At 75.0% G+C, this 12048-nt stretch carries 11 protein-coding genes and 1 riboswitch; of the genes, 7 read left to right on the forward strand and 4 right to left on the reverse strand.

The annotated features are described in order from the left end of the window. Positions 1-318 precede the first annotated feature (318 nt). The 4 genes from ACIQF6_RS18810 (at position 319) to ACIQF6_RS18825 (ending at position 4085) form a co-directional block, all read left to right on the forward strand. Positions 319-471, forward strand: coding sequence for a hypothetical protein (locus tag ACIQF6_RS18810; RefSeq protein WP_400896225.1), 153 nt, complete (start codon positions 319-321; stop codon positions 469-471). Between the two features lie 253 nt (positions 472-724). After that, positions 725-1945: an LLM class flavin-dependent oxidoreductase gene (locus ACIQF6_RS18815; RefSeq protein ID WP_400896227.1), complete on the forward strand. Its 1221-nt coding sequence runs from the start codon at positions 725-727 to the stop codon at positions 1943-1945. A gap of 23 nt (positions 1946-1968) precedes the next feature. Next, entirely contained in the window at positions 1969-3315 is a 1347-nt protein-coding gene (locus ACIQF6_RS18820) for an NtaA/DmoA family FMN-dependent monooxygenase (protein ID WP_400896229.1), read from the forward strand. Positions 3316-3476: 161 nt separating this feature from the next. Next, positions 3477-4085, forward strand: coding sequence for a DUF4232 domain-containing protein (locus tag ACIQF6_RS18825; protein WP_400896231.1), 609 nt, complete (start codon positions 3477-3479; stop codon positions 4083-4085). Positions 4086-4210: 125 nt separating this feature from the next. Here ACIQF6_RS18825 and ACIQF6_RS18830 read toward each other — a convergent pair whose 3' ends face one another. Together ACIQF6_RS18830 and ACIQF6_RS18835 are read right to left on the reverse strand one after the other, a co-directional pair. Next, a complete protein-coding gene (locus ACIQF6_RS18830) occupies positions 4211-5368 on the reverse strand; it encodes an NlpC/P60 family protein (protein ID WP_400896233.1) in 1158 nt (385 codons plus the stop codon). Between the two features lie 311 nt (positions 5369-5679). Then, entirely contained in the window at positions 5680-5892 is a 213-nt protein-coding gene (locus ACIQF6_RS18835; RefSeq protein ID WP_400896236.1) for a hypothetical protein, read from the reverse strand. Between the two features lie 176 nt (positions 5893-6068). Between ACIQF6_RS18835 and ACIQF6_RS18840 the strand changes: the two genes are divergently transcribed. Continuing rightward, the gene (locus ACIQF6_RS18840) at positions 6069-7244 is read left to right on the forward strand and encodes an MFS transporter (protein WP_400896238.1); all 1176 of its coding nucleotides are present in this window, start codon (positions 6069-6071) and stop codon (positions 7242-7244) included. A 78-nt stretch (positions 7245-7322) separates the two neighbouring features. Beyond that, positions 7323-8555 (forward strand): alpha/beta hydrolase family protein, encoded by a 1233-nt coding sequence (locus tag ACIQF6_RS18845; protein WP_400896240.1) that lies wholly within the window; start codon positions 7323-7325, stop codon positions 8553-8555. Positions 8556-8674: 119 nt separating this feature from the next. Here the strand turns inward: ACIQF6_RS18845 and ACIQF6_RS18850 are convergent, their stop codons facing one another. Then, positions 8675-10201: an FAD-binding oxidoreductase gene (locus ACIQF6_RS18850; RefSeq protein ID WP_400896241.1), complete on the reverse strand. Its 1527-nt coding sequence runs from the start codon at positions 10199-10201 to the stop codon at positions 8675-8677. 114 nt (positions 10202-10315) lie between these two features. Next, on the reverse strand, positions 10316-10714 hold the full coding sequence (locus tag ACIQF6_RS18855) for a hypothetical protein (protein ID WP_400896243.1): 399 nt from the start codon (positions 10712-10714) through the stop codon (positions 10316-10318). 257 nt (positions 10715-10971) lie between these two features. Between ACIQF6_RS18855 and cobF the strand changes: the two genes are divergently transcribed. Next, positions 10972-11733: a precorrin-6A synthase (deacetylating) gene (gene cobF / locus ACIQF6_RS18860; protein ID WP_400896245.1), complete on the forward strand. Its 762-nt coding sequence runs from the start codon at positions 10972-10974 to the stop codon at positions 11731-11733. A gap of 91 nt (positions 11734-11824) precedes the next feature. Continuing rightward, positions 11825-12045, forward strand: a riboswitch (cobalamin riboswitch). Positions 12046-12048 lie beyond the last annotated feature (3 nt).

Raw genomic sequence — 12048 nt, forward strand, 5'->3', positions numbered from 1 at the left:
CCCCCGCCGCCGTAGGTCCCGGACGTCCCCCCGCGCCGGGCCGTCCGGCCCCTCTGCACGGGCCCGGCCGGGCCTCAAGTCCCTTGCCCCGCCCGTCGGTGCCCTGCGGACGCGAAGACGATCGACCGCAAGACGTAGCACGCGAGACATGAGCCGTGAGAGCGAGACGTGAGAGCGAGACGTGAGACGGTCGACGTCCCGCTCGGCGGTGTCGCCGTCGCCGTTCGCTCGACGCCGGTCTGACGATCCGTCACATTACCGCTGGATGAACAGCGTTGTGCCGGGTCTCGGGGCGGGGTTACGGTGCGAAGGAGTCCGGTGGCGGAGGAGGTGGCGGCGGTGCGGTTCGTGGACGGTGGTCGGTGCGCGGGTGCGGTCGCCCACCCGGGGTGGGTCCTCGCCGCGCGGCTGCACATTGACCTGCTGCGGGTGAGCACCGCGCTCTGTCCGACGGCCGCGACCGCCGCCTGATCCGTCGCGTCACCCGCGGCGGCCGACCGACCCGCCACCGACCGACCCGTCACCGGCCGATCCGCCGCCGTCCGATCCGTCGCCCCACGCACGGCAGCCGGACGATCCGTCACCGGCCGACCCGTCGCCCCACGCACGGCAGGCGGCCGAACCGTCGCCGTCCGATCCGTCGCCGCGCCCGGGCGTTCCGGCACCTGCCGCCGCCCGGCGGTCGACGTGCCGTCACCTCTCCTCCGAACAGGAACGGTTCGCCATGCCCGAATCCACTTCCACGCCCCTTCATCTGGCCGTCGCGCTGGACGGCACCGGCTGGCATCCCGCCGCGTGGCGGGAGCCGGACGCCCGGCCTGCGGAGTTGTTCACCGCCGGGTACTGGGCCGCTCTGGCTGCCGAGGCCGAGCGCGGGCTGCTCGACCTGCTGACCTTCGAGGACGGGCTGAGCCTGCAGTCCGACGATCCGTTCGTCGCGGACGACCGGACCGACCAGGTGCGGGGGCGGCTGGACTCGGTGCTGGTCGCGGCCCGGATCGCGCCGCTGACCAGGCACATCGGGCTGGTGCCGACGGCCGTCGTGCCGTTCACCGAGCCGTTCCACCTGTCCAAGGCGGTGGCCACGCTCGACTTCGTCAGCGGCGGCCGGGCCGGCCTGCGGGTGAAGGTCTCCGCCCGTCCGGACGAGGCCGCGCACTTCGGCCGCCGGCCGGCCGCTCTGCTGCGCCTGGACGAACCCGACTCCCCGGAGAAACTCGCCACTCTCGCCGAGGAGTTCGGCGAGGTGGCGGACTATGTCGAGGTGCTGCGGCGGCTGTGGGACAGCTGGGAGGACGGCGCGGAGATCCGCGACGCCGCGACCGGCCGGTTCGTCGACCGCGACAAGTTGCACTACATCGACTTCACCGGGTCCCGGTTCAGTGTCCGCGGCCCGTCGATCACCCCGCGCCCGCCGCAGGGCCAACCGATCGTCGCCTCCCTCGCCCACCGCACCGAGCCGTACCAACTCGCGGGCACAGCATCTGACTTGGCCTTCATCACCCCGCACGATCCACAGCACGCCCGGGCCGCGCTGGCCGAGATCCGCGCCGCGCAGCAGGCCGCCAAGCGCGGCGGCGAGACCGTGCACGTCTTCGCCGACCTGGTGGTGTTCCTGGACGAGCGGCCCGGTGCGGCGGCCGACCGGCTGGCCCGGCTGAATGCGGCGGCGGGTGCCGAGTACCGCAGTGACGCCCGGATCTTCACCGGAACGCCGTCCGAACTCGCCGACCTGATCGAGGAGTTGGCGTCGACCGGGCTGACCGGCTTCCGGCTGCGCCCGGGTGCGCTGCCGTACGACCTGGAGCGGATCACCCGCGCGCTGGTGCCGGAACTCCAGCGGCGCGGCCGGTTCCGTACCGCCTACCGGGCGAACACGCTGCGCGGCCTGCTCGGACTGCCGCGCCCCGCAAACCGCTACGCGCGCACCGCCCCGACCGTCTGATGTCCGGAAGGATCTCAACCACCATGACCAGCAAGCCCGTCAAGCAGATCCATCTGGCCGCACACTTTCCCGGCGTGAACAACACCACGGTGTGGAGCGACCCGGCGGCCGGCAGTCAGGTCGAGTTCGCGTCCTTCGCGCACCTGGCCCGGACCGCCGAACGTGCCAAGTTCGACTTCCTGTTCCTCGCCGAGGGCCTGCGGCTGCGCGAGCAGAACGGGCGGATCTACGACCTGGACGTGGTCGGCCGGCCGGACACCTTCACCGTGCTGGCGGCGCTCGCGGCCGTCACCGACCGGCTCGGCCTGGCCGGCACCATCAACTCGACGTTCAACGAACCGTACGAGGTGGCACGGCAGTTCGCCTCGCTGGACCACCTCTCGGCGGGGCGCTCGGCGTGGAACGTGGTGACCTCCTGGGACGCGTTCACCGGCGAGAACTTCCGCCGCGGCGGCTTCCTGCGGGAGGAGGACCGGTACGCCCGGGCCAGGCAGTTCCTGGAGGCGTCCTGGCAGCTGTTCGACTCCTGGCGCGGTGACGAGCTTCGCGTCGACCCGGCGTCCGGCACGTTCCTGGGCGACCCGGACGCGGGCCGATTCGCCTACCGCTCCTCCGAGTTCGACATCTCCGGGCGGTTCGACGTGCCGCGCAGCCCGCAGGGGCGGCCGGTGATCTTCCAGGCCGGGGACTCCGACCAGGGCCGCGAGTTCGCCGCCGCCTCCGCCGACGCGATCTTCTCCCGGCACGGCACCCTGCCCGCCGGGCAGGCGTTCTACGCGGACGTGAAGGGCCGGCTGGGCCGGTACGGGCGGCAGCGCGACGAGCTGAAGATCCTGCCCGCGGTGACGTTCGCGCTCGGCGACACCGACGCCGAGGCGCACGAGCGGGCCGCGCTGATCCGCCGCCAGCAGGTCGGCGGGCAGACCGCGATCCGGCTGCTTGAGCAGGTGTGGAACCGCGACCTCTCCGACCTCGACCCGGACGGCCCGCTCCCGGCGCAGGACCCGCTGGTCGGCGAGCACACCGTCGCCCGCGGCCGTGCCTCGGTCCGGATGACCCGCGACCCGCTGGCCGTCGCCCGGGAGTGGCGGGTGCTCGCCGAGGCCAAGCGGCTGTCCGTCCGCGAGCTGATCATCGAGGTGACCGGCCGCCAGTCGTTCATCGGAACCCCCGCGCGGATCGCCGAGGAGATGAACCTCTTCGTCCAACAGGACGCGAGCGACGGCTTCATCCTCGCCCCGCACCTCACCCCCACCGGCCTCGACGAGTTCGCCGACAAGGTCGTCCCGCTCCTCCAGGAACGCGGCGTCTTCCGCACCGAGTACCGGGGCACCACCCTCCGCGACCACCTCGGCCTGGCCCCGCGGTGAGCCGCTGCCGGAGCGCGTCTCGTCCGTGTTGATCCGTTGTTGATCGACGGCGTCCACCATGGCTGACGTGCCGGTCCCGGGGGTGGGTTCGAGAGGGGGCGGCCGTCAGTTTCGGCGCGGCTCCCGGTGCGGGGCCGCCGGGATCATGGGTGGAACCGATCATGCGTGTCCGTCAGCTGTCCGCCGCCACCGCCGTGGTGGCGGCCCTGGGCGTCTCTCTCACCGCGTGCGCCGAGGAGCCGCCGGCCGTGCGGACCGGGCCGGTGGCTCCCGTCGCGGCGGAGCTGCCGGTGTCGCCTGTCGTGGAGAGCGAACCCACCGCCCCCGCCGGGCAGGGGACGCACCGGTGCACGGCGGCGGACCTGCGGGCGACGGTGGCGGCGGGGTCGGTGGTGACCGCCTCGGACGGGCCGGTGGTGGAGCGGATCGAGCTGGCCAACCGGAGCGCGGCCACCTGCACCATGCATGGGTTCCCGGGCGTCGACCTGGTGAGCGACGGCACGACCTGGAGCCTGCCGCGCGCCCGGGCGGAGCAGGCCCGGACGGTGACACTGCCGCCCGGCGGGACGGCCTACGTCCTGATCGACTACCTGCCGTACCGGGGGCGCGGGCAGCGCGGGCAGTCCGAGTTCAAGGTGACCTCGATGGTGCTGACCCCGCCGGACGACACCGGGCAGCTCACCGTCCACTGGGAGGGCGCCAACCCGCAGGACCGCCGCCCCGCACCGCAGCCGGGCACCCAGGTCCGTCCGGTCACCGCGACCCGCTGAGCAGCGGGCCGCCGGGCCTGCCTCCGCCGGGCATCCACCGGGAACCGCCGGGCATCCATCGGGCATCCGCCGGGCCGGCCTCCGCCGGACATCCGCCGGGCCGCGGTCGTCCGGCCGACGGCAGGTCAGGGCGTGGACGGGGCCTGCGGGTCGGGCCGGACCGCGCCGAGGATCGGGAGCAGGGGGACGGGCGCGAGCTTGATCACCGTCCCGGTGTGCGGGGCGTGGACGACGGTGCCGCCGCCGAGGTAGAGGGCGACGTGGCCGGCGTCGTTGTCGTAGATGACCAGGTCACCGGGGCGCAGCTCGCGCAGCGGGATCCGCCTCAGGCCGGCCCACTGTTCCTCGCTGGTGCGCGGGATGGTGACGCCCGCGGCCTGCCAGGCCTGCGAGGTGAGGCCGGAGCAGTCGTAGGCGTCGGGGCCGGTGCCGCCCCACAGATAGGGCTTGCCGAGCTGGTCGAGGGCGTAGGCGATGGCCCGGCGGCCGCCCTCGGACGCGCTGCCGCCGGGGCCGAACACGCCGGCGGCGAGCATCTCCTCGCGGGCCCGGTCGGCGCGGTCGCTCTCCAGCTGTTCCAGCAGCTCCAGTTGGTCGGCGGGGGTGGATTCGAGCAGCTGGGCGGTGCGGTCGGAGGCGGTACGGGCCACCTCCAGGGCCTGCTGGGCGTCCTGCGAGGCGACGGCGGCGGCCTGCTCGGCCTGCCGGGCCTGGTCGGCGGCCTGCACCAGCCGGGCCCGTGCCTCGCGCAGCTGGTTCAGGACTTCGGCGGCGGTGCGGGTCTGCTCGGACGCCCGCTGCTGGCGGCCGAGGAACTCCTCCGGGCGGTCGGAGAACAGCAGTCGGGCGAGCGGGCCGAGCGCGCCCAGCGGGCCGTTGCGGTACAGGTCGGCGACCAGTTGCTCGGCCTGCGACTCGGCCTCCGCGACCCTGGCCCGTTCACGCTCGGCCCCGGCTTCGGCGTCCGCCGACTCCCGTTTCTTCCGGTCGAGTTGGAGGTCGGCGGCGGTGGAGCGCTGCTCGGCCGTCTCGGCGGCGTGCCGGGCGTCCGCGAGGTCGCGGCCGAACTCTTCGAGCGCCGCCCCGGCGGTCACGTTCTCGGGCGGTGGTTCCGGTAACGCGCCGGGCGGCACCACCGGGTCGGCGGCGGGCCCGGGCGGAGCGGCCGACCCGGAAGCAGCGGGCCCCGACGGTCCGGCGGCGCCCGGCGGCGGCGCCGGGTCGGCGACTCCGGGCGGGGCCACCGCGAGCAGCAGCGCCACGGCCAGCGGGAGTGCCGCCACGCGCCGGCCCCGTGCGGTGCCACGGTTCATTGCGCCCACCGTCCTCGCTCGTTCGCTTGCCTCGAACGCGCCGTCGAGCCCACCGCCCGCCGCCGCACATCCGTCCGGTCCCTCGGAACCCCCGTCACTCTGGCACCCGCCCCGCCCGCTCCCCCGCAGGCCATAGCCGAACAGCGCAAGCCTCACCTTCCTGGCGCAGTGCGCAATGCGCGGTACGCGGTACGCGGTACGCGAGGTGCGGTGCCCGGTACGCCGCGCGCAGCGCACCGGACCTGCCGCCCGCCCGGTCAGCGTCCGCGTCCGCGTCAGCGTCAGCGCCAGCGCCAGCGCCGCAGGCGACGGAGCGTCAGCAGCATTCCACCGGCCAGCAGCACGGCGACGGCGGCGGCCAGCAGCACCCCGGTTCCCGTGCCGGGGCAGGCGGTGACCATGCTGCCGCCCGCCGCGTGGGCGGTGTGCGCGCCGAGCGCCATCGGCAACAGGGCGGCTGCGAGCAGCAGCACCACGGTGGGCCGGGAACGCATGAGCACCCTCCACGGGGCAGGTCGGGGTCCGCTTCGCCGGATCGTACGAACCGCCGGCCGGGTTTCCCGGCAGGCCGGTCGGGAGGCGGCATGGCGCTGCGCCGACCGTGCGACCGGCCGGATCCGCCCGGGTCCGGCGGTTCCCCTGCCGCGAACCCCGCGCTTACCGTGGGTGGGTGACCGATCGCCAGCAGTTGCGGTACCTGGGGGCCGCGGGCGCGTTCGCCGTCTGCATGGCGGGGACGACGCTGCCGACGCCGCTGTACGGGCTGTACCAGCAGCAGATCGGGTTCTCCGAGCTGATGGTGACGGTGGTGTTCGCCGTCTACGCGCTGGGGGTGATCGGCGTGCTGCTGCTGGTCGGCAACGTGTCGGACGCGGTGGGGCGGCGCCCGGTGCTGCTGTGCGGCCTCGGGTGTGCGGCGGCGGCCGCGGTGGCGTTCCTGGCCGAGCAGGGTCTGCCGCTGCTGTTCGTCGGCCGGCTGCTGTCGGGGTTCTCCGCGGGCCTGTTCACGGGCACCGCCACCGCGTACGTGCTGGAACTCGCCCCGCCCGGCGGCAGGGGCCGCGCCGGGTTCGTCGCCACCGCCGCGAACATGGGCGGCCTCGGTCTCGGGCCGCTGCTGTCCGGGCTGCTCGCCGAGTACACCTCGCACCCGCTGACACTTCCCTACCTGGTCCATCTGGTCCTGCTGGCGGCCTCGTTCGCCGTCGTCTGGCTGCTTCCCGAGACGGTGGCGGGGGCCCGTCCGCTGCGCGCCGCGCGTCCGCGTCGGCCGAGTCTGCCGCCGCAGGTGCGCGGGGTGTTCGTCCCGGCGGGGATCGCCGCGTTCGCCGGGTTCTCGCTGCTCGGCGTGTTCACCTCGGTCAGTCCGGCGTTCCTCGCCGAGGACCTGGGCGTGCACAACCACGCCACCGTCGGGGTGATCGTCTGCCTGGCGTTCTTCGCGTCCACCGCCGGCCAGCTGCTGGTCCCCCGGCTGGGCGCGGCCCGTGCCATCCCGCTCGGCTGTCTGGTGCTGATCGCCGGGCTCGGCCTGCTCGCCCTCTCGCTCGCCACCAGCACCCTCGTCCCGCTGGTGCTGGCGGCCCTGGTCGGCGGCACCGGCCAGGGCATGGGCCTGCGCGGCGCGGTCGGCGAGGTCGCGGACGCCGCCCCGCCCCAGGACCGCGGCGGCGTGCTGTCCGCCCTCTTCGTCGTCGCCTACTTCGGCATCTCCATCCCCGTCATCGGCATCGGCCTGCTCGCCCGCCCCCTCGGCCTCACCCACGCCGGCCTGGTCTTCACCGCCTGCATGGCCGTCCTCGCCGCCGCCTCGGGCCTGTACCTGCTGCGTCGCCGCGCCTCCTGAACCGGTGTCACCGCCGGGTGCGGCGGCCGGGGCGCCGTCCTACGGTGCTGGTGGTCGCAGCGTCGAGGAGGACGGGTGATGGGCGGTCGGGGACGAGTGGTCGCGGCGGTGCTGGTGGTCGCGTCACTGCTGGGGGTGCCGGCGGGTGCCGGGGACTGGGCTCGGGCGCAACTTCCCGCGCCCACCGGACCGTTCGGGGTCGGGACGGTGGCGGTGCCGCTCACCGACGACGCGCGGGAGGATCCCTGGGTGCCCGGGCAGCCGCGGCGGCTGATGGTGAGCGTGTGGTACCCGGCCGGGCCTGGCGGGGAGCGGGCCCGGTACATGGTGCCGGAGGCGGCGGCGCACTTCGGGGGGCCGGCGGGGGCGGGGCTGGTCAACTACGGGGTGACGCCTGGGAGTACGGACTGGGCGGGGATCGGGGTCCGGGCGCGGGAGGGCGCGCCGGTGGCGGCGGGCGGGCGACGACCGGTGGTGCTGTACTCGGCGGGGCTCGGCGATCCGCGGACCTGGGGGACGGCGCTGGTGGCGGATCTCGCCTCGCGCGGCTACCTGGTCGTGACGGTCGATCACACCTACGAGGCGTCCGAGGTGGCGTTTCCCGGCCGTCCGCTGGCGACCTCGGTGCTGCCCGGGCTGCTCGGCCAACCGGGCCTGGACGTCGGGGCGTTGCTGCGCAAGGCGGTGGACGTCCGGGTCGCCGACACCCGCTTCGTGCTGGACCGGCTGGCCCGCCTCGGCGAGGTTCCCGGGCTGCCGGCCGGCCTGGCCGACGCGCTCGACCTGACGCGGATCGGGATGGCCGGCCACTCCGCGGGCGGCTTCACCGCGTTGCAGACGATGCACGACGACCCGCGCATCGCCGCTGGCGTCGACCTCGACGGCCAGTTGCACTTCCCCGGCCCGGACGGGCGCACCGGCGTGTACCTCTCCACCGTCGCCGAGGACGGCCTGGACCGCCCGTTCCTCCTCCTGGGCACCCGGGACGACGGCTCCGGCGACTACCACCACCAGCCCGGCTGGGCCGCGCTCTGGCAGCACAGCCACGGCTGGCACGCGGACTTCACCATGGAGGGCTCCCGGCACGGCTCGTACACCGACGCGGAGCCGCTCCTCCCCCAACTGGCCCCACAGGGCGCCCTCGACGTCGGCCGGCTGGAGGCCGACATCGGCGGCGTTCCCGCCGACCGCGCCGAGGACGCCACCCGCAGTTACGTCGCCGCCTTCTTCGACCGCTGGCTCCGCGGCCGGGACACCCGCCTGCTGGACGGCCCGTCGCCGCGCTTCCCCGAGATGACCTGGACGCCCTGACGACAGGTCGGGGTCGCGCTCCCGGCGACGACCCGAACGCCGCGACGCCCGGACGCCCGCACGCCCCGACGCCCCGACGGCAGGTCGGAGCGTCGGAGCCGTCGGAGCCGTCGGAGCCGTCAGGCGGCCTTCCCGAATCCGCCCGCCGCGGCGGTGACCGACTGCGGGAAGGCGAACACGCCGTCGGGGTCGTACCGGCGGGCGATCGTCCGCAGGCGCGGCAGGTTGTCGCCGTAGTAGGCGCAGCCCCAGTCCGGCAGCGTCGCGTCGATGTAGTTGACGTACGCGCCGGTCGCGCCGAGGCGGGCCAGGCCGTCGCGGATCGCGTCGACCGTGGCCGTCGTGCGGGCCGAGGTCGACGGCGTCGCGGCCGCGTACACCTGGGCGCTGGCGAGGGCGGCCCGATGCGGGAACGCCGTTGCGTCGGGCGCGAGTTGGCCGACCGCGCCGCCGAGCGAGTCGAGCAGGAGGTCGATGCCGCTGTGGCCGGTCATCAGCTCGACGGCCTTCGCGGGGTCGATCGGCCCGGGGCCGAGCATCCGGGAGACCGCGACGAATCCGGCCCGCGGCAGCCGGCCGCCCTCCCAGGTGGGGTGGCACTGGGCGACGGTGTCGCCGGCGCAGCCCGCCATGTACTTCATCGCGGCCAGGTAGTCCTTGGGGGCGACCGTCCGGCTGGTCGGCGTCGTCCCGGCGGCCTTCACCAGCCGGTCGACCTGCTGGTTCGCGCCGTCCGGGTCGCCCACCCAGCAGCCGACGACCCGGCAGCTCGGCGGGCTCCCGGCGGCGATCTGGCAGTTGGCCCACAGCTCCTCGGGCGCGCGGGCCACCCACTCCTGCCAGGCGCCGAGCACCTGCGGCGCCGAGCCGGCCGGGAACGCCAGCGAGATGACGGTCAGTCCGGGCGCGGGCGCGGTGTCGAAGGTGAACCGGGTGACCACGCCGAAGTTTCCGCCACCGCCGCCGCGCAGCGCCCAGTACAGGTCCGCGTTGCGGTCGGGCGAGGCGGTGTGCAGGGCGGAGTCGGCGGTCACCACCTGGGCCGCGCCGAGCCGGTCGCAGGTCAGCCCGTACTTTCGGGCCAGCACCCCGATGCCGCCGCCCAGCGTGAGCCCGCCGACGCCGACCGTCGGACAGCTCCCGGCCGGCAGCAGCCGCCCGGCCGCCGCCAGCGCGGCGTACACGTCGATCAGCCGCGCTCCGGCGCCGACCTCGGCCGTCCCGTCCGAGCGCACCTCGACGTCCGCCATGCCGCGCAGGTCGATCACCAGGCCCCGGGCGGGGATGCTGTAGCCGAGGTAGCTGTGGCCGCCGCTGCGGGCCGCGATCGGAATGCCGTGGCCGCGTGCGACGTCCAGGCAGGCGCGGACGTCGTCCGGCGAGCCGCACTTGGCGACGGCGGCGGGCAGTTGACCGTCGTTCAGCTCGTTGTAGCCGAGCCGGGCCGTCCCGTACCCGGCGTCGTCGGGCAGCACCAGCCGGTCCCCCAGCCGCTTCCGCAGCGCCTGCCAGTCCGGCGGCGCCGACCGCGGGCCCCTCGGCCTGGCAGGGAACGCCGCCACCGCCCGCGCGTTCCCCGTCCCGGTGGCCACGCCTGCCGCCGACACCGCAGCGGCGGTCAGAAACCGCCGACGATCCATACCCATGGCGAACCTCTCCGCCCGCGCCGCGCGCGCGAGCCTCCTGTCCGCCGATCGTCGCCCTCCCCCGCCGCCCCCGGCCCGCCGCGCTGCGCCCATCGGCGCAGCGGGCCCGGCGCGTCACTCCGGCAGGCCGCCGAGCTGCGCCCCGACCCGCTCCCGCAGCAGCAGGTACTCCTCCCACCGGCGGACGGTCGGACCGACCGGGCGTTCGACGGTCCGCGCCCCCGTCACCCGCTGGCCGTCCCGGAACTGTTCGAGCGTCAGGTCGAGCTCCACGCCGCTCGGCAGCCGGTTCCACCAGTGGAACCCCTGCTGCTCCCCGTCCCGGTGCACCTCGCCGACCACCAGCTCGCCGCCGAAGAGGTCGTTCACCAGCAGGGCCGTGATGTCGCAGTGCCCCCACGCCGGATTGTCGGGCCCCCACCCGGCGCCGGCCAGGTCGTCGGGCGAGCAGGTGTCGGCGGCCCAACTGGCGCGCAGGGCCCGGTCGAGGTCGAGCAGGTTCCACGGAGTCATCCCGACAGCATCGCACCCGGCACCGACAACGCTCCCCCGGTGGTGTCCGAACGGCCGGACGCCGCAAGGGCTTTCGAACCTGGTCGAATCAGTCGCAGGCGGGCCGGGCGTTCCGGTTTCCTTGGGTGCGGGACGGGAGGCACGACCGCGCGCCGCTCCGGTACGGGGGTCCGGAGCGGCCTCGGCCGGTGTGCCTCCCGTGCCTCCCGCGCCTCCCACCTGCGGTGCCGCCGGAGCCACCAGGCACAATCGGCGTCATGCGTACCCTTCTCGTCATCGGCATCGGCGCGGGCGATCCCGACCACCTCACTCTGGAGGCGGTCAAGGCGATCGGCCGCACGGATGCGTTCCTGCTGCTGGACAAGCCCGAGGAGCGCCAGGACCTGATCCGGCTGCGGCGACAGATGATCGCCGAGCACGGGCGGCCCGGGCACCGGGTGGTGGAGTTGATCGACCCGGCGCGGGACCGCGCCACGGCGGCGTACAAGGAGGCCGTCGAGGAGTGGCGGGAGCGGCGCGCCGACCTGGTCGAGCAGGCGGTCGTCGACGAGCTGGCGGAGGACCAGACCGGTGCGCTGCTGGTCTGGGGCGACCCGGCGCTGTACGACAGCGTGATCGCCGTCCTGGACCGGATCCTGGCGCGCGGGCGCACCGCGTTCGAGTACACCGTCGTCCCCGGCATCAGCAGCATCTCGGTGCTGGCGGCCCGCCACCGCACCACCTTGACCCGCACCGCGCGCCCCGTGCGGATCACCACCGGCCGGCGCCTCGCCGCCGAGGGTTTCGGCCCGGGCTCGGAGGACGCGGTGGTGATGCTGGACGGGCAGGCCGCGTTCACCAAGATCGACCCCGCGGGTGTGCACATCCACTACGGCGCCTACCTGGGCACCGAGGACGAGATCCTGGCCGCCGGGCCGCTCGCCGAACAGGCCGACCGCATCGCGGAGTTGCGCGAGCGGGCGCGCGAGCGCAAGGGCTGGATCATGGACAGCTACCTGCTGCGCCGCACCGAGGACTGACCGGCCGGCCGCCCCGGCCGCGGGGCCTCTTCCGCGTCTCATGGAGCGGACGGATGGCGGAACGACGTCCCGCCGCCCGTCCGCTTCGTTCTACACTGACCGCGCAACTGGTTCGCCCTGCCAGCCAGGCAGGCGCGTCGTAAGAGGGAACCCGGTGGGAATCCGGGACTGCCCCGCAGCGGTGAGTGGGAACGACCGCCGTCATCAGCACTGGGTCCGCAAGGGCCCGGGAAGCGACGGCCAGTAGGTGTCCGGGCCTCGGCCCTGGCGGGCCCGCGAGTCCGAAGACCTGCCCGTTGCCCGGGTGCGAAGAGC

It is taken from the genome of Kitasatospora sp. NPDC092948 (assembly GCF_044754805.1).
Taxonomy (GTDB): Bacteria; Actinomycetota; Actinomycetes; order Streptomycetales; family Streptomycetaceae; genus Kitasatospora.